This window comes from Methylobacterium sp. JK268 (assembly GCF_054052225.1).
Genome location: NZ_JBSVZN010000008.1, coordinates 137629 through 154396 on the forward strand (window position 1 = coordinate 137629; position 16768 = coordinate 154396).

Annotated in this window: 17 protein-coding genes and 1 tRNA gene; 10 read left to right on the forward strand and 8 right to left on the reverse strand. The window is 62.8% G+C overall.

What is annotated here, in order from left to right:
• Positions 1-17 precede the first annotated feature (17 nt).
• The gene (locus ACW9J6_RS10595; RefSeq protein WP_457116433.1) at positions 18-1007 is read right to left on the reverse strand and encodes an ABC transporter ATP-binding protein; all 990 of its coding nucleotides are present in this window, start codon (positions 1005-1007) and stop codon (positions 18-20) included.
• A gap of 207 nt (positions 1008-1214) precedes the next feature.
• Between ACW9J6_RS10595 and ACW9J6_RS10600 the strand changes: the two genes are divergently transcribed.
• From ACW9J6_RS10600 to ACW9J6_RS10610, 3 genes are all read left to right on the forward strand, one after another.
• Positions 1215-1289: transfer RNA gene (locus ACW9J6_RS10600), tRNA-Thr, on the forward strand.
• A gap of 92 nt (positions 1290-1381) precedes the next feature.
• On the forward strand, positions 1382-2581 hold the full coding sequence (locus tag ACW9J6_RS10605; RefSeq protein WP_457116434.1) for a DUF6538 domain-containing protein: 1200 nt from the start codon (positions 1382-1384) through the stop codon (positions 2579-2581).
• A gap of 1372 nt (positions 2582-3953) precedes the next feature.
• Positions 3954-4436, forward strand: a complete 483-nt coding sequence (locus ACW9J6_RS10610; protein ID WP_457116435.1) for a hypothetical protein — start codon at positions 3954-3956, stop codon at positions 4434-4436.
• An 85-nt stretch (positions 4437-4521) separates the two neighbouring features.
• On the opposite strand, the gene ACW9J6_RS10615 is transcribed toward ACW9J6_RS10610, so the two are convergent.
• Positions 4522-5598 carry an energy transducer TonB family protein gene (locus ACW9J6_RS10615; RefSeq protein WP_457116436.1) on the reverse strand — a complete coding sequence of 359 codons (1077 nt, stop codon included), beginning with the start codon at positions 5596-5598 and terminating at the stop codon, positions 4522-4524.
• Between the two features lie 533 nt (positions 5599-6131).
• On the opposite strand from ACW9J6_RS10615, the gene ACW9J6_RS10620 reads away from it, so the two are divergent.
• The 3 genes from ACW9J6_RS10620 to ACW9J6_RS10630 all read left to right on the forward strand — a co-directional run bounded on the left by ACW9J6_RS10620 (position 6132) and on the right by ACW9J6_RS10630 (position 8155).
• A complete protein-coding gene (locus ACW9J6_RS10620) occupies positions 6132-6704 on the forward strand; it encodes a hypothetical protein (RefSeq protein ID WP_457116437.1) in 573 nt (190 codons plus the stop codon).
• Positions 6705-7114: 410 nt separating this feature from the next.
• Complete coding sequence (locus ACW9J6_RS10625; protein ID WP_457116438.1) at positions 7115-7672, forward strand: recombinase family protein; 558 nt, start codon at positions 7115-7117, stop codon at positions 7670-7672.
• A 219-nt stretch (positions 7673-7891) separates the two neighbouring features.
• Positions 7892-8155: a hypothetical protein gene (locus ACW9J6_RS10630; protein WP_457116439.1), complete on the forward strand. Its 264-nt coding sequence runs from the start codon at positions 7892-7894 to the stop codon at positions 8153-8155.
• A gap of 25 nt (positions 8156-8180) precedes the next feature.
• Here ACW9J6_RS10630 and ACW9J6_RS10635 read toward each other — a convergent pair whose 3' ends face one another.
• The 3 genes from ACW9J6_RS10635 to ACW9J6_RS10645 are packed head-to-tail and all read right to left on the reverse strand — an operon-like array spanning position 8181 to position 9275.
• Positions 8181-8711, reverse strand: a complete 531-nt coding sequence (locus tag ACW9J6_RS10635) for a hypothetical protein (RefSeq protein ID WP_457116440.1) — start codon at positions 8709-8711, stop codon at positions 8181-8183.
• Positions 8711-9040: a hypothetical protein gene (locus ACW9J6_RS10640; RefSeq protein ID WP_457116550.1), complete on the reverse strand. Its 330-nt coding sequence runs from the start codon at positions 9038-9040 to the stop codon at positions 8711-8713. Before ACW9J6_RS10640 ends, ACW9J6_RS10635 begins: the two co-directional genes overlap by 1 nt.
• Positions 8991-9275, reverse strand: a complete 285-nt coding sequence (locus tag ACW9J6_RS10645; RefSeq protein WP_457116441.1) for a DUF6626 family protein — start codon at positions 9273-9275, stop codon at positions 8991-8993. Before ACW9J6_RS10645 ends, ACW9J6_RS10640 begins: the two co-directional genes overlap by 50 nt.
• Positions 9276-9461: 186 nt before the next feature.
• On the opposite strand from ACW9J6_RS10645, the gene ACW9J6_RS10650 reads away from it, so the two are divergent.
• The 3 genes from ACW9J6_RS10650 (at position 9462) to ACW9J6_RS10660 (ending at position 11820) form a co-directional block, all read left to right on the forward strand.
• Positions 9462-10625 (forward strand): hypothetical protein, encoded by a 1164-nt coding sequence (locus tag ACW9J6_RS10650; protein WP_457116442.1) that lies wholly within the window; start codon positions 9462-9464, stop codon positions 10623-10625.
• A gap of 242 nt (positions 10626-10867) precedes the next feature.
• Positions 10868-11185, forward strand: a complete 318-nt coding sequence (locus ACW9J6_RS10655) for a hypothetical protein (protein ID WP_457116443.1) — start codon at positions 10868-10870, stop codon at positions 11183-11185.
• A gap of 122 nt (positions 11186-11307) precedes the next feature.
• A complete protein-coding gene (locus ACW9J6_RS10660) occupies positions 11308-11820 on the forward strand; it encodes a CinA family protein (RefSeq protein WP_457116444.1) in 513 nt (170 codons plus the stop codon).
• Between the two features lie 280 nt (positions 11821-12100).
• On the opposite strand, the gene ACW9J6_RS10665 is transcribed toward ACW9J6_RS10660, so the two are convergent.
• From ACW9J6_RS10665 to ACW9J6_RS10675, 3 genes are all read right to left on the reverse strand, one after another.
• On the reverse strand, positions 12101-13381 hold the full coding sequence (locus ACW9J6_RS10665) for a hypothetical protein (RefSeq protein ID WP_457116445.1): 1281 nt from the start codon (positions 13379-13381) through the stop codon (positions 12101-12103).
• A gap of 507 nt (positions 13382-13888) precedes the next feature.
• Positions 13889-14773, reverse strand: coding sequence for a DMT family transporter (locus tag ACW9J6_RS10670; protein ID WP_457116446.1), 885 nt, complete (start codon positions 14771-14773; stop codon positions 13889-13891).
• 218 nt (positions 14774-14991) lie between these two features.
• The gene (locus ACW9J6_RS10675) at positions 14992-15660 is read right to left on the reverse strand and encodes a GntR family transcriptional regulator (protein WP_457116447.1); all 669 of its coding nucleotides are present in this window, start codon (positions 15658-15660) and stop codon (positions 14992-14994) included.
• 90 nt (positions 15661-15750) lie between these two features.
• Between ACW9J6_RS10675 and ACW9J6_RS10680 the strand changes: the two genes are divergently transcribed.
• Positions 15751-16761 carry a TRAP transporter substrate-binding protein gene (locus ACW9J6_RS10680; RefSeq protein ID WP_457116448.1) on the forward strand — a complete coding sequence of 337 codons (1011 nt, stop codon included), beginning with the start codon at positions 15751-15753 and terminating at the stop codon, positions 16759-16761.
• Positions 16762-16768: the final 7 nt, after the last annotated feature.

Below are 16768 nucleotides of genomic sequence, written 5' to 3' on the forward strand. Positions count from 1 at the left end.
ACGATGAATGGGTTGCCTCACGCGTCGAGGCGGTGGGCCTCGCCCGTCCGCCAGCCGACCCGCACCGTGTCGCCCGCCGCCAGCGGCCGGGCCGCGAAGGCGCTGTCGCTGAGGATGGCGGTGAGCGGCGTCGCCGCCTCGGCCGCGAGGTTCGGCGCGTCGAGGGCGAGATGGACGCTGCTGCCCTGGTACTCGACCGCCACCACCCGGGCCGGCACGGCGTCCGGTCCGGCCTCCTCGCCGAGCAGCATCCGGTCCGCCCGCACGGCGACGCGCCGGTCGGGGAGGGTGATGACGTTGTGCCCGCCGATGAAGCGGGCCACGAAGGCGGTGGAGGGGCGCTCGAACACCGTGCGGGGATCCGCCGCCTGCTCGATCCGGCCCCCGTTCATCACCACCACGAGGTCGGAGAGGGCCATCGCCTCCTCCTGGCTGTGGGTGACGTGCACGAAGGTGAGCCCGAGTTCCGTCTGGATGCGCTTGAGTTCGGTCCGCATCCGCACCCGCAGGAAGGGGTCGAGGGCGGAGAGCGGCTCGTCGAGGAGCAGCACCTTCGGCCCGGTGACGAGGGCACGCGCCAGCGCGACGCGCTGCTGCTGGCCGCCCGAGAGCTGGGCGGGCAGGCGGTCGGCGAGGGCCTCCATCTGCACGAGGGCCAGCATCGCCTCGGCGCGCGCGCGGCGCTCGGCCCTGCCCACGCCGCGCATGCGCAGTCCGAAGGCGACGTTGTCCCGGCAGGTGAGGTGGGGGAAGAGCGCGTAGCTCTGGAACATCATGGCGGTGCCCCGCTTAGCCGGGGGCAGGTCGCCGACGGCCTTCGGGCCGATGATCACGTCGCCGCTCGACACGGTCTCGTGCCCGGCGATCATCCGCAGCGTCGTGGTCTTGCCGCAGCCGGAGGGGCCGAGCAGGCAGCAATAGGATCCCGAGCGGATCTTCAGGTCGATGGCGTCCACCGCGAGGGTGTGGCCGTACCGCTTGGTGAGGCCGACGAGTTCGATGTCCATGGGCGTTCCCTTGCGCCGCGTCGGGTGCAAGGGCCGGGCCAGCGCGGGGGCGGCGGGCCCGGGTGTCTCGCCCGCGCCACAGGGCGCGCGGTGGCTGCGACGCCGCGATTGCAATGCCCGCGGCGATCCGCTAAAGCCCCTCCCGTGTTCGGCGGCCCCGCCGCGGCGCCGCCCTCCGGGCGGTTCGCCTGATCCGGACACCGGTTCGCCGTTGTAGCTCAGTGGTAGAGCGCGTCATTGGTAATGACGAGGTCGGGAGTTCAATCCTCCCCAGCGGCACCACCTGTTTGATGTGCCCCGTTTCCCTACGCCCGTTTCAGACAACGTTTTGACCTGGGCTCACGCGCACCCTGTCTCACACATGGGGTGCACACATGGGGACACGTATGGCACGGCCTATTCGCCTCCATGGAGGCAAGACTTGGTATCTGAGGCAGCGCACGCCGCTGGACGTCGCTGCCGCAGTTCGTGGCGTTGTGGTCGACTTGCCGGTCGGCGCGCAGCGGTTGCCCGTGCGGATCGGCGATGTCGTCCAGATCTCACTCCGGACGAGTGATGACCGGGAGGCGAAAGCGCGGCACGCTGAGGCTGACGCCGCGCTCCGCCGCTACTGGGACGATGTGCGGCGCAACGGCTCGTCCGGCGGTGAGCCGACCACGGATGTGGAATTGTCGCGCGACACGCGTCCGGATCGCAGCGATCAGTCGGCGGCAAAGCGCGGCAGTGTGCATGACGAGTGGTCGCGCGGCGTGAAATCGGTTCTTCATAAATTCGCGGAGATTAAGGGTCATAATACGCTTGCGGAATCGATTGTTAATTTCGTCAGTCTCCTCAACCAAGTGCTGCTTGATGTAGATCATGGGGCTTCGGTCCAAAACGAAGGCGATAAGCCGATAGATGTAAATGAACTCTGGGTTCTTTGGTTGCGGTATCATGAAGATAAAATTGCGAAAGGTACCATCAAACGTTACTACACCAGCATAAAGAGTCTTTCGAAATTCGTTGGGGATAAAAATGTCAATAAAATTTCCAGCGATGATATTTATGAATGGGCACTGAAGCGCGCAAATCAAGACGGTGTGAAGGCCGAATCTGTAAACCGCACAGATCTGGTCGCCGTAAGCTCAATTTTTCGGTGGGCAACGACACGGCAGGGAGGGCGAATTCTGACCAGAAACTCGGCAGCGAAAATCAAGCTGGATCAACCTCGTGTCGGCATCCGCCGGGAGAAGACGTTTCGTCATTCCGAGATTTCAGCGATCCTGCGGCGTGCGCGGGACGTCCGGCGCGGTGGACGGAATCCGAGCTTCGAGCGAGCCTGTCGCTGGTGTCCGTGGATCGCGGCCTACACGGGCGCTCGGATTTCTGAAATTACGGGGTTATTGAAGCAGAATATTCGTAAAGAAGGTGACGAATGGATTTTCGAATTCGTTGAAACGAAGACACGACTGCCTCGTGCTGTTCCGATTCATGAGCATCTGATCGAGCAAGGGTTTGTCGAAGAGGTAGCCGCATTGCCGGATGGGCCGGTCTTCTACGATGAAATGCGCCATCGATCTAATGCTGCGACGTAAGCGAAAGAAATCGTCTCTTCAAAAATCTCCGAGTGGGTGAGGAAATCGGTTGATATTCCGAGAGGAGTTCATCCTAACCACGGTTGGCGTCACACTTGGAAAACGAAGGCTCTCGAAGCAGGCATCGATCCCCGCTTGAGAGAAGCAATTACTGGTCATGCGCAGGCGTCGGTGGCCCGACGGTACGAAACGCCGACTGTTCGAATGCTGGCGGAGGCTATGCGTTGCTTCCCGAGGTACGATGTCGCGTCCGAATGATCCCGACCTGTTTGACCACTTAGTGCCGCAGAACGCGCGTGTCCGGGAACGGTGATCCGCCTGACCAACTCATTGACCCGATCCGGATGGTGCGCGAACTGAGACGATCGGAGACACGAGACTTTCCTGATCTCCTCACGGATGATCGCCGGGCCTGCTCGACCACTCCCCGGAGCGCGGCGGTGGAGCCTTGTCGGGTTGAGCCCAGCGCGTTCGACGAGCCACGCCACGACCTCCGCGACTGCGCGGTCGGGCTTGTTGATCGCGTGCTCCGTTGACTATCCACCCCAATCGCCGAACAAGTGTCGAGATCTGGCTACCGACGAGACCCGCGTGATCCGTTCTCTCCTGCCTGTCGCCGTCCTATTCGTCCTCGTCGCCTCGCCCGCCATGAGCGACGCGACGGTGTCGGGGGAGTGCCTGATCCAGGTGAGCGGCCGGACCTACCGCGATGGGCTGTGCCGCATCCGGTTGTACCCGGGCGGCGGATTTCAGAAGGAGGGCGCGATCTTCGCTGCCGTCGACATCGACCCGAGTAGTGGCACGGCGACCGCGTACTGGACCGGCCCCGGACCCGCCTCACACGCGCACGAGCCCCTCGGGGCCGTAGTCCGGCAGGGCGGCTGCTGGGTCAGTGACTCGGCGCGCGTGTGCGCGTGGCGTCCCGGCACGCGGCCCCGATGAAGTCCGCGGCACGTAGTCCTCACGGGCTATCGAGACAGAAAAGCTAATCCAGTTTGCACCAGGGTGCGAGCTTCACATCCCGCGCTGGGTACGAACCCAGCCTGTACAAGCCGACCGCCTTGACCCCATCAACTGGATCACGATCGACGATGTCCGCCTTTTCTCCTTTTTTCTTTGGATAGACACACGGTTGGCCGTTGCCCGAGCCGACCATGCACGCGTCACGCACAAAAACACCGACGCATGGCCGTGCAGTCGCTCGAACAGGAGCGAATGCAACGAGACCAGCGATCAAGAACAATCCTTTTCTCATGATCGTTTCCTTGGCGGCATTGATTTGCGGTGAAAAACTCTTATCGACCTTCCTGATCGGTTCATTCGCGATATACTCCCGACCCGATTACGGCAAGCCGAAAGGCCACAAACGATCATGCGTTCAATCCGCTCTTCAGTTGTCGCTCTGGTCTGCGTCATCGCAACGACGCTTTTTCATGCCGGATCGGCAAATTCGCAAAATATCCCCGATTTGCAGAGCATGATTTCAGCGCAAGGAAACTGCTCGAAGTTTGTCATTCGAGGTGAAAATTACACCTGCACCTCAGTCGTCTACGCGCATTTCCGAAACGGTCGGACCGCATGGAACATCCCTCTGCCCCACGGAGCGATCATGCTCTCAGGTGGTCGTGACAGCCAACTGGACCCGACCCGGTACGTCCTCGCGATCGACACAATCCGGGCAGGACGCGGTGACGGCTCCAGCGATAGCTACCGAGCGTCCGGTGAATGCGTAACACGACCTTCACCTGATGGTGAATTCCTCTATTCTCTCACCTGCAAAGCTGGAAACGGTGTTGAGTCAATAACTCTCGAATTTAAAGGTAATGGCAAGAAAGTCGCCAAAAAATTCTTCTGACCAGCCCTCAAATAATGTATTTGATTGGCTCGTTCATGAGCGTGCCGGGCGACCTTTCATCCACGGCTGGACTGCTTTGACGGCCTCACCCACTGACCCGTTCCATGACCTGAGCCCAGGCCGGCATCTCCTCAGGCATTGGCAGGTACAAGATCTTGCTGAACTTACCGTGCTCGAACCTGTAGAAGTGCATGCCCATGGGGCCGTCGTCTCCATCTCCGCCAGACACCACTAGAAGGCGGCTGTCCGAACGGAAACGGAATCGCTCAAATCGGTCATCGTTTGAGAGCCCACCAACTGCGGTGGTCGGCAGGAACTCGGCTATCCCGGTGACGTGGTCGACGATCGCACCGGTCTCACAGGAAGTTCCACACCCCCAAGTCGCGATTGTGTACCGGCCTCCGAAATTGATGGGTGCCCGAGCAGCCTCGCGCAGGCGTGTGCGGTAGGCGGCCTTGTCCCGCGTGTCGAGGAGCGCTGGGGCGTCGGGACCTCGGTAGATCCCTTCTGCCGGGAACTGGCGATAATGTGGGACGCGATCGAAGAACTGGGGCACCGTGTCCGAGCGCGAGGAGGTACCCGCAGTGACAGCGGGCGTGGCAGCGATTGGCGGGAGGCTTGCTCCTTGAACCGGCGCAGGAAGCTCGACTCCCTGTGTCGCGGCAGACGCCGTTCGAGGCTCATCTCCTCGGAAAAGGACGGGTACACTAAATGACTGCCGCTCCACGTTGAGTTCGCTCGGCATTCGCGCAAATTTCTCTCCCGATCTGAGTATTCTAAGGACTTCATCGTCAACATGTCCATTGCCTGACGTTTCAGTAATTCGTGATTGCTCAACAATCCCCGCATGCGATACAACAAATCTAACTTTTACTAAACCACCACCGCCGACGTCATGCGTGCGCTCTTGTATTTGTCCTCTCAATAATGACCCGTATTTCTCCAAAAAAATCCGTTGCTCATCTTTATTCGATCCAGTAGCAGTTGATATTTTTATCGAATCGCCTTCGTCTTTCAATCGCGCGAATGAAATCCTGATCCGTCGAAATATTGACAAATTTACTTGATCGAAAGGGGGAGGAGAGATCGATAATCCGATAACAATCCCGACGGCCAGCGATAATGCCATTGGGACGAGAAGACCGATCGTGTTTTTGATCACGGAGGATCCTCGCAGATTGGGAACGACGCAGCCTTACATCAGAGTCTCTGGTAACAGGTCACTGAAGAACTTCAAGTGCCGAGTGGGACGATCAGCCAGTTCATCCACTGACGAGCAGGCCGGTGCTCCAGATCGTTGATGCGACAGACTGCAAGATCATCCTGATCGTCAGCGTTTCGCATGTTCACTCCACTACTTGTTGACAACAAGAAATTCGACTTGCTTGTGTCGTCAAGATGATTTATCCGATTTCTTACATCATCAGAAGGCGCATTTATATGTGGTTGTTCAGCCGCCTCGCCATGTTTCTTGCAGCCGGATGTACTCCGAACCTAGCGCATGCCGTCGACGTTACAGAGTTTGCCGGATCTTGCACGAGTTTTAAGGCCGGACCGCGTGATCTCTCTCGGGATTGTCGTCCCAATATGCTGCGAAACATTCATCCGGATGGACGAGTTGGGTTTCTATTTGCTTCCCAGGGCCGTGCGATATCTTTCGCTGGGCCGGCGTCGAACCGAACCTTCGACGGGTGGATGACGACTCAAATCATCGACCGCGTCATATTCCACGACGGAAACGATGTTCGCCCGATGACTGCTGTTGGTCGGTGCAAGTACGGCGAGAGGAAGCCCGGAGAAGCCTATCCCATCATTTGTGACGCGCAGACGAACGAGGGGCACTTCGAAGCGACATTTATCGTTGACGCGGCCAATGCGCATGTTCAGCGGGCCCCGTCAGCGGCAAATCCGGCAAGCAAGTACCCGCGTCTACCACTCCGTCAGGGTGAGTACACTCGTGGCAAGTGTACCCCCTCATCAAACGATGAGGCTGCCAAGCAGGAGGAAAGTATCGGCGTTTACGATGTCGCCGACGAGCGACCTCCGTATCAGTTCATATCGCCAATGGGCGATGGCAAGGAAGGTGACTGCAAAATCGACCGATTGAATGTTGATGGAAATCGGTTCTCTGGAAGTCCTGCATGCAAGGACGGGGGCATGAAGGTCAAGTACTATACAGGTCGCTACGCATTCAGTTACGTGGTTCTTGACGCCCAGACCTTTGTTTCGCACGAGCACACCTACCGCTGGTGCAGCCCTCATCGGTGAAGAGGTTGTTGACACAGCCGATAGCCGTTCGAGGCGGTGCAATGTGGCCGACCGTAAGGATGGTCTTCGACCTGTTCGACCAGTATCCACCGGGCATGTCGGTTGATTTCCATCGGATCGAGCCCGGTGCGTGCACCCCCGTTCCACTGGACCTTGCTCCAGTTGAACGATCCAGGGACTCCCCAGGCCAAGGCACCAATCACGATCCTGAATCTCGATCGCGAACGCGCGTTCGCGGCGACCGAGACGCTACTGGAATAACCGCAAGCCGGTGTTGTCGCCGAAGGGTATACCGCTGCGCGACAGCCGCATGGGACGTCGGCGCGACGTGACAAAACGGTTGACTCACGATTTTAGTTACGTCATGGTGAGTGGGTCTAAAGAGTTTTGTTACACCGGAGCCCAAGACCATGGCGACTTACGGCTACGCGCGGGTGAGCACGACGGATCAAGATCTCTCGCTCCAGATCACCGCGCTCAAGGCCGCCGGCTGCGACGTGATCCGCTCTGAGAAGGTCTCCGGCACAAGCACCAACGGCCGTGCCGAACTCGCCACCGTGCTCGACTTCATCCGGGCCGGCGACGCCCTGGTGGTGACGCGCATCGACCGGCTCGCCCGGTCCATCGGCGACCTCCAGGACATCGTGCGCACGCTGAAGGCGAAGGGCGCGATCCTGAGGGCCACCGAGCAGCCGATCGATACCAGCACCGCGGCTGGCAAGGCGTTTCTCGACATGCTGGGGGTGTTCGCCGAATTCGAGACGAACCTACGCCGCGAACGGCAGATGGAGGGGATCGCGAAGGCCAAGGCCGCGGGCGTCTACGCCGGCAAGGGCCGCCCGACGAAAATCGCGCCCGACCGGATCCGCGACATGGCGGCGTCGGGCATGGGTCCATCTGGCATCGCGAAAGCTCTCGGGATCAGCCGGATGAGCGTCCATCGTGCCCTCCACCCGAAAGCGATGTGACCATGCGCTATGCGATACGGGATCGCCAAAACCATGTTCTCGGCTGGATCGAGGAGGAGCATGGCCTGAAACGCGTGAAACTGACTGACCGCGGCAGTAGGACTCTCGGCTTTTTCTTTACTGATCGAAATGTCACCGTCGATGACCGTGGGCGCGTTGTAGGCCCGGGCGATCAACTTCTGCGACTTCTACGGGATTGACGTACGTCCTAAATACGTGATGCGTTACCACGAACTCATCGGCGAAATCACTCCCGCCCTGGACCAGCGCGAAGATTTGCTCGCGGAGGTCAAGCCACGTCAGCCGATCAAGCCGAAGCAAGCCGCCGCACCGTCTGGCGGCGTTCCACCAATGACGCCAGCGAAGGCGCGTGCGGAGGCGGCGCGAAAGCAAGGTATTCAAGCGAAAATTTCTGACGAACGCCGCCGTTCATCAGAGCGGCAGGCCGACCTTCGAGCGCAGATGAATCGTCGACCGGCCTGAAAACGCCTTAAAATCCAATTTTTGCCTACATCAGCCACGGCATAGGGTCGCGATAGACATGCACGAGATCGCGCGCACGGATACCCGGTGATTGCGGACTGCGCGAGCCGATAACGACTCGCCTCGATCCGGCATCAGGCCATGCGACCGCCCCCCACGCCTCGATCATCTCGGCTGCGGCGGCACGCGCCTCACCGGCCGTGAGCGGTCCATCGACCGTGATCACGTCCTGCCACGTGCGGGAGCAGGCGAGCGCGTCGGCGACGGCCGGCGCGTCCACGTCCGTGGTTGCGAGTAGCCCCTCCAGGAGCCCGTAGACGCGTCCCCCTCTCGGGGCGAGGTCGACCACCCAGACGCGGACCTCGACCGCCCTCCAGGCACGACGTGCGCGCCGCTGCGTGTCGACGGCATTCCGCAGAGCGCAGCGCGCTCCATAGACCGTCATCGCGGCACTGTGCCCGGCCACGTCCACGCTGAGTCGGTGCCAGACCGTGCCCGCGGGTGCGCCGTCGATCCACTCGTGAACGATGTCCGTCTCGGCCGTCCGGGACCGCACTACTGCCAGGCCTCCCAGATCGCGTGCGCAGCCGGGTGCATAAGCGCACCCGTGATGGGCCCCTGCCATGTCGGCGATAGGTCGGATGACACATTCTCAGCCGGTGCGATGATGACCGTCCACCCTGCGTAGGCGACGACCTGCGCGTCTGCTCCCGCGATTTTCAATCGATCGTACAGTGCTCGTCTCCAGCTATTGTACGCGAGCAGCCGGTACGTTTCACCGATGATTTCGACATCACACGGCGAGATGCCGAGCGCGTCGATCCGGTCGATCGTCTCATCCATCGACATGTATGCAATCACGTTGGTCCACCGGTGCGCTCTCACGGCCATCTCCTCCTGAGAGCACCGCCCGCTTGACCCGATCCGCCAGATCACCCCGCCCGCGCGCGTCCAGCGCGCGCGCGAGCCGGACGAGTACATCCACACTTGGGCGGGCGCGCCGTGCGACGAGCCCGCGGCAGTAAGATCGCTCGCATCCCAGATACTCGCGACAATACTCAGCGGTCGATCGCACCGTGCGGTCTCGAATAAGGACCTCTCGGATTTCGTTTAAAATCATTCTTGTGCTCCAGATCTATTTATGTTTTGCCGTGGTTTTCGGATAAAATGATGGGGTTTTCAGGATAAATTTCTAAATACGCTCATGCGAGACTCTGCCGATTGGCGACACCTGCGCGCACAGGTGCGACAAACCTTTCAAGTCTTTTCACGCACGCCGCACGCTGCACTCCGATGGGTGACGACCGTGATCGCTGCGTACGTCGTCGATCTCAACGACGACATTCGCGATCAAGTCCGGCGAGATGTCGAAGAATATCATGAGCGCCGCCGCGCCGTATACAGAAAATCTGGGTACATCCGCCGGAATATTAAGACCGGTCAGACGCGGTGGGCGGGTGTAATCGAGCTTGATCTATTGCATCCGCGGATGATCGCATCGTGCAGCAAGATGAAATTGGGACTTCTGCTTGAAATGGGCGTCGATGTATTCACGATAGATCGCAACCGACAGCGCATCCTCATACTGCACGAGCATGCAATCGTCGATGGCAGAGGGCACCCGTCGATCGACCATCTCGCACGAGATCTTCGCGAGACGTGGCCGGGTCCTCGAAGACTTCATTTCGACACGACCTATCCGACCAATACAGTCGCCGAGAGTGCGGATAATTTGGCGCGCCTCGCCGGTTACTGCACAAAAAACCGGCTTGAATATAGCATTTCTTGGAACGGATCCAGAACTCGATACCACGTCGACTACGAAGACACCTGGAAAGAGTATGTTCTCGGTTGTTACGCCGCGATCGGCTCCGCTGACATGCTCGACGCCAATGTTTCACATCAAGTAAAAACTTCATGCCCGATGTACGTTTCTTTCCACGGGCATCTCATGGGTACGACTGACGATCACGAGATTTTGGCCGAAAAACAGACTGAAGAGCCTGAAAACCTGCACGATCGATCCGATTTGGGTACGAAAACGGGTGAAAATGGGATCTTTCCGAGTTTGCAGAGAACCATGCGGAGAACCGACAGAAAATCGGTCGAGGAATTGCAGTTGTGTCTATTAGAAGATCTTCCAGACCAACACTCACCCACACAACTGTACGAAACCTCACGATCATCCCACACGCTCTGCGACGATGATCAGCACGATCTGCAACTACCTCCCGCACCAGAGCCCGCCGAGAACATCCCAGACGATGATCGTGGAGCGTCGTCGACGCGATCGACTTCCGGTCCTCGGATGACTCCCGGCGATCTGATCGCCCGGATCCGTGCGATCCGAGGCTCTGGGCAGGACGAACCGGCCGCGACGACCCGCGCGACCGCGCCGATAACGAGCCCGCGCGCGAGCGTGCACGACGTGCTTGCCCGGATCCGAGCGGACAGGTCGCCCCGACCATGACGAACCGCGCGACGACGCCTCGACCGCGCGCCTCCGAGGAGCCCGGGCCGTGAACGCCGTCGAGGACGGCGGGAGGGGGCCGCCCCGGCCCTCGCGAACACGCGAACACGCAGGTAGACCAAATCGTTTGACAGTTCATTTGACAACAATGCCCCGGTTGGATAGCAATCGACGTCCATTATCTGGATGATTACCGATCGTCGGATCACATGATCGTGCGAAATATTGCTGGTCTACATGACGTGCACACAACGTGGAGGCGCGTCTGCTCGAAGAGCCCATTTCCGTCGGATCGAGCGATCGCCCGCGACGGCTACCAGCCGGAACTGACCAACCAGGATGTCCTGTTCGGCACGACCGCGGACGTCCGTGGCCTCAGGGTCTATCTGCGCGAGCGCCGCATCGTCCACGACCTCTACCAGCGGGTCTGGCTCGTCACCCACCGGTTCCAGGTCGATCGCCGCCTGCTCGGCTACCGGATCACGGTGGGCGACGCCGCGACGGCAGCCCGCATCGCCCGGCTCTGGGGCGGCCGACAGGGACCGTCGATCGCGCACTGAGTCGACTTGCGCGACCGACCCGACGACGAGCCCAGGCCGTGAACGCCGGCGAAGCGGTCATCGAGGGCCAGGAGGCGATACCAGCAGTAGGATCCCATTTCCGTACGAAGCGTTGACCGTGCATGTCCGCCGATCTGAAGAGCTTAGCTGCTCAGCTTGCCTCCAGCCTCAAGCGCCGCGGCGAAACAATCGCGGTTTCGGAGTCGTCCGCCGGTGGGCTGATCTCAGCCGCGCTGCTGGCTGAACCGGGCGCGTCGGCATACTTCGTCGGTGGCGCGGTCGTCTACACGGCGACGGCGCGAGAGGCCCTGCTCGGCGTCACTCCCGCGCTGATGGACGGGATGCGGTCCGCCTCCGAGCCGTACGCGCAACTCCTGGCGAGAACGGTGAGGCAACGGCTCGGGACGACGTGGGGTTTGGCCGAGACGGGCGCTGCTGGCCCGTCCGGAAATCGCTACGGCGACGCGGCTGGGCACACCTGCTGCGCGGTGAGCGGGCCCCGAGACCTCATCAGGACCGTGGAGACCGGATCAGCCGCGCGGGCAGCGAACATGGAAATGTTCGCCGCGACCGCCCTCATGCTGATCCTCGACGCGATGGATGAGACGCGCGCCGATCCGCCTCGCAACCCGTAGCTGCTATGCCAGGGTGAAGACCACCGTCGCCGCGACCTCTTTCCGATCGCTGAGCGGCCGGATCGTCGCCCATGCGTCCTGGTTGACGTGTGCTCGGCCCGCACGACGCCTTGGGTGACCTCGCACCGCCACCCGTGCATGACGATCGGACCGCCGTCGCCCACCGTCCCGACGACGCGCCGCCACGCCCGGGCGGCGATGCTACCGGGCGTCTGTTTGCCCGATCGGTAGATCGACGAGTCCATGTGCTCCCCCGCTTGTGTCGGCGCGCCCGATGACATCAACTGCCACGCGGGATTGACGGCGATTTCCTTGATCCCCCATTGATCCTGGCGTTATGGTATCGTGCATTCGCCCGACCTTCGGCAAGTTGCTCAGGCGTTGAGACGAAAACCGAGAGTGTATGCTCCCACCTATCTATTCCTTGTAGGTCGAACTCCACAGAAATTTCCAATTTCTGGTCCTTTAATTCGAACGTCGGCACTTCGACACGGTTAACTCGGTTCACAGCTTGAAAGGGCGTCAACGGCTCGTCCTGTGGAATGGAAGCGAGGCGTATCATCTCCATCATGGCCAAGCGCTCGAACCAGGGAGAGCCGTGATAACGCCAGTACAGGTCGGAAAGATCGCTGCCGCTGCTGAGGTCAGCGAACCAAGTACCCTGAGCCAGACCGAGCATGTTTTCGAAGATCTGGGTGTAAGCATCAAGGCCGCGGATCATTTGCATGGTTTCTCGGCACATGGTTGCGATGTTCGCGGTCGCGTCCTGACGCGGCACCTGCTCCTGGAGCCTGAACTGGACCTCGAAGGCGCGCTCCACCCGCTCGATGATGGGCGGTTCGGCCAGCGAAGCGCCATACCCAAGCTCGTTGAACAGCACGTAGCGCCGTTCCGGGGGCCATTTGCTAAAGTCCCGGCTCAGCGACCAGAGATCGCGTCCTGAGCCGTTCACGAAATGGGAAAGGCGGACCCGGGTGCCGTTGGGGCCAGAACGGATGATGCGGCCCAATGCGATGATATCAGGGCCGATCGCTATGATGTCGCCCTCATCCTCCGCGCCTGCGCGCCCCAGGCGACGCGAGCTTTCATGCTCGCGTTTGAGCCGATGAAGCTCCTCGACCGTAAAGTGCTCCTCGTCACGGTCGATCAGGACGCTACACGATGCGCACAGCCATACCCCGTTATCGATGTGGGACCGCTGTTCGGGCGACATCGCCGGGTCGTAGCGGCGTGCGCCCGGACCCGGCGCAGCCGCGCAGATATGGGCTGCCACGCCGATCATCGTGACAGCGCTTGTCCCCTCGTCACTCGGCCCCACAGTCGAGCAGTTGCACAGCGAACAGAGATAGCTGGCGCGCAGTGCCAGATCGTTCTTCGTCCGGGCGCTGAAATTGTCTCGGGTTTGTGACATCGGTATTGGCTTTAATGGATCCGTGGAGAAGCCGACTGCACGGCACGAACCTAGCTCATGCGGTGCTGGCGGACGAGATCGCCGCCGGTTCATCCCCTCACGTCGAGCCTCCCCAGTCCCCGGCAGCCCGTCGCGGCGGGTCTGGATCACGACTCGCGGGTCCAGACCGCACCCGATCTACCCGTGCGCAACCGAGCAGATTTTTCTCGTACTCTTAGGAGGGCGTGCCCGCGCCCCCACCCCCCGACTACCCTCGACGCTCGATCCACCGCCTGAAGTCGCGGTTGACCACCGTCACGATCGTCGTCTCCGATTGCCGGCCCCGCCCTGTCGATCGACGACAACGAGACCTCGTAACGACTATCAGCGATCGGCCGGATCCTCAACCACCCGCCTGCCGCCGCAGCATTTCGCTCAGTCTTCCGTTCGGGTGCGAACGTATCACGGCCGAAGCTGGCCGGGTGGCGCGACGATGCTAAATCGCGTACACACGGCGTTCACACACGGCGTTGTTCACGAGGATAGGTAAACGCGCAAAAGCCCAGTGTTCCGAGCGGTTTAGGCGAGATGGCGGGGTATTCAATCCTCCCCAGCGGCACCATCCCAAAATCTTCCTGTTCGTTCTCTCACGTCAAGTTCGCCGCTCACTCCGCGCGTTTACGGAAGTGCTTTGGAACCGCGCCGCTCGTGCTGGAGCAGGTAGAGCCCCGAGCCTGCCACGACGGCACCGCCGACCAGCGTCCACCGATCCGGCAGGGTGTCGAAGACGACGTAGCCGAGGAGGGCGGCCCAGAGCAGATGGGCGTAGGCGAAGGGCGCGAGGGTCGAGGCCGGCGCGTGGCGATGGGCCAGGATCAGCAGCCAGTGCCCAAGGGCGCCGAAGACGCCGACCGCGACGATCCCGACCCAGAGCCAGGGATCGCCGGGCGTTTCCCAGAGGAAGGGCAGCACCGGCAGCATCAGGGCGGAGCCGACGAGGCTGGTGTAGAGCATCGTCGTCTCGGGCCGATCATGGCCGGCGAGGAGGCGGGTCACCACGATGTAGACGCCGTTGACGCAGGCCGTGACGACCGCAAGCCCGGCCGCCGGATTCAGGCCGCCGAGACCGGGGCGGCTGACGATGAGGACGCCGCCGAACCCGACGAGCACCGCCGCCACCCGGCGCCAGCCGATCCGCTCGCCGAGGACGGGCCCGGCGATCAATGCCACCACGAGGGGTGACGCGAAGGTGATCGACGTCACCTGCGCCAGAGGCAGATAGCGCAGCGCGAAGAAGGAGCAAAGCGTCGCCACCACCAGGCAGAGCGAGCGCAGCACCTGGAGCAGGGGCTTGCGCGTCCGCAACAGGCCGAGATCGGCCCGCGGCGCCAGCACGGCCGCGACGACCAGGAAGCTGCCGATGTAGCGGATCGCCACGATCAGGAGCGGGTTCATCGCGCGATTGAGGTACTTGGCCGATGCGTCGATGCAGGCGAAGCCCGCCACCGCACCGATCATCAGGGCGATCCCGATCAGCGTACTCCGCTGGCCCGCCGCGCGCATGCCTGGATCCCCAACCGCCGAGCCTCCCGCGAGCCCCGCCTCACCTCCTGCCGCGCACGGGCACGGCTGTCACTCCCGAGAGCTCCGCCGGGAGGGACATGCCGGACATGCGGATTCCACACGATGCTGGCGTCACCGCGCTGTCGCGGTCCTCGCTCCGCGGCGCCGCACCTCTCAAGCCCACCCGCGACCCACCGCGCCCACCGGCGCAGTGCGCTCTACTCGAACAGGTGCGGGTACTGCGCCTCCGCCTTGGGCAGGGCGCGCACGATCTCCCACAGGTGGTGCTGCATCGCCGCCGCGGCCTCCTCCGGCGCCCGGGCATCCACGGCCGCCATGATCGCGCGGTGCTGGTCCACCAGGGGCAGCATCGCGGCCGCGTCGGGCAGGGTGAGCTGGCAGGCGCGGTCGAGATGCGCCTTCACGTCCTGCACCGCCTCCCAGGCGAGCGCGCAGCCCGCGCCCTCGGCCAGCGCGGCGTGGAACAGCGCGTCGGCGCGGTGGAAGCCCGCCGGGTCCCCCGCCGCCGCCCGCTCGGCCTGGAGGCCGAGGAGGTCGTCGATGCGGCGCCGGCTCGCCGGGTCGAAGGCCGCGCAGGCCCGCCGCGCCACCGCCGTCTCGATCGCCTCGCGCACGAAACGCGCCTGCATAAGCCGCGACACCGAGATCTTGGCCACCACCGTCCCGCGCTGCGGCCGCACCTCGACGAGGCGGGTGCGAGAGAGCCCGATGAAGGCCTCGCGCACCGGCTGGCGCGAGACGCCGTGGCGCGCCGCGATCTCCTGTTCGGAGAGGCGCGTGCCCGGCAGCACGTCGAGCGCGATGATCGAGCGCCGCAACGCCGCCTCCACCCGCTCCGCCGCCGAGCCCGCCATCGCCTCGATCATTCCGCTTCACAGCCTCCGCACGATGTGCATACACTACCATACAAGCCGGGCGCTCCACCAGAAGAGCGCCGCCCGTGCCTGGAGGAAACCGTGACCCAAGGTCGCCCCACCCGCCGCGCCGTCGCGCTCGGCCTCGGTTCGCTCGCCGCCGCGCCCGTCCTGCGGGCCCGCTCCGCCGCCGCCGCGCCGGTGACGCTCCGGCTCTCCTCCTCGCTGCCCGCGGACCCGAACTCGGCCCACTGGCTGTGGTACGACCGATTCGCGGCGAGCCTGAAGGCCAAGGCCGGAGACGCCGTGCAGGTGCGCTACTTCCCGGACAACCAGCTCGGCAAGGAATCGGACGTCGTCGGCTCCGTGAAGCTCGGCGTCGTCGACATGATGATCTCGGGCTCCTCGATCTGGTCGACCCTCGCGCCGGAGATCGGCGTCCTCGATCTCGGCTACCTGTTTCCGACCATGGACAGCGCCGGGCGCGTCCTCGATGGGCCGGCGGGCGCGCAGCTCGACCGGATCTTCACCGACCGGATCGGCGTGAAGGTGCTGAGCTGGGGCTACAGCCTCGGCGGCCGCAATGTCACGGCGCGCGAGCCGGCCGAGACCCCCGCGGCGATGCGGGGCAAGAAGATCCGGGTGTTGCCGGTGGCCAATTTCGTGGCGACCCTGCGCGCCATGGGCGCCTCGCCGACCCCGATGTCGCTGGGCGAGGTCTACACGGCGCTCCAGACCGGCGTGATCGACGGGATGGAGCACGACGCGCCCACCATCCTCGCGATCAAGGCCTACGAGGTCGCCAAGCACGTCACGCTGACCCAGCACATCTGCAACCCCCAGACGATCGTGATCGGCACTCGGGCCTTCAGCAAGGTGCCGGCCGAGCACCGCGAAGCGTTCCTCGCCGCCGCCGCCGAGGCGACCGCCTTCCAGCGGAGCCAGGCCGCCGCGATCGAGGCCGAGGCCCTGGCGACCCTGAAGGGGAACGGCGTCGGCATCCACGAATGCGACCGCGTCGCCTTCCGCGCCCTCGTCACGCCGCTGTGGGACGAATTCGCCAAGTCCTACCCGGCGACGAAGCCGATCCTCGCGGCGATCACCCAGGCCTGAGGCGCGC

What these genes read in the sequence shown, in the direction of transcription:
- ACW9J6_RS10645 (WP_457116441.1), bottom strand. Translation starts at nt 9,275, where the DNA reads ATGATTTTAAACGAAATCCGAGAGGTCCTTATTCGAGACCGCACGGTG.
- ACW9J6_RS10620 (WP_457116437.1), top strand. Translation starts at nt 6,132, where the DNA reads ATGACGACTCAAATCATCGACCGCGTCATATTCCACGACGGAAACGAT.
- ACW9J6_RS10660 (WP_457116444.1), top strand. Translation starts at nt 11,308, where the DNA reads ATGTCCGCCGATCTGAAGAGCTTAGCTGCTCAGCTTGCCTCCAGCCTC.
- ACW9J6_RS10630 (WP_457116439.1), top strand. Translation starts at nt 7,892, where the DNA reads ATGCGTTACCACGAACTCATCGGCGAAATCACTCCCGCCCTGGACCAG.
- ACW9J6_RS10675 (WP_457116447.1), bottom strand. Translation starts at nt 15,660, where the DNA reads ATGATCGAGGCGATGGCGGGCTCGGCGGCGGAGCGGGTGGAGGCGGCG.
- ACW9J6_RS10670 (WP_457116446.1), bottom strand. Translation starts at nt 14,773, where the DNA reads ATGCGCGCGGCGGGCCAGCGGAGTACGCTGATCGGGATCGCCCTGATG.
- ACW9J6_RS10595 (WP_457116433.1), bottom strand. Translation starts at nt 1,007, where the DNA reads ATGGACATCGAACTCGTCGGCCTCACCAAGCGGTACGGCCACACCCTC.
- ACW9J6_RS10605 (WP_457116434.1), top strand. Translation starts at nt 1,382, where the DNA reads ATGGGGACACGTATGGCACGGCCTATTCGCCTCCATGGAGGCAAGACT.
- ACW9J6_RS10625 (WP_457116438.1), top strand. Translation starts at nt 7,115, where the DNA reads ATGGCGACTTACGGCTACGCGCGGGTGAGCACGACGGATCAAGATCTC.
- ACW9J6_RS10610 (WP_457116435.1), top strand. Translation starts at nt 3,954, where the DNA reads ATGCGTTCAATCCGCTCTTCAGTTGTCGCTCTGGTCTGCGTCATCGCA.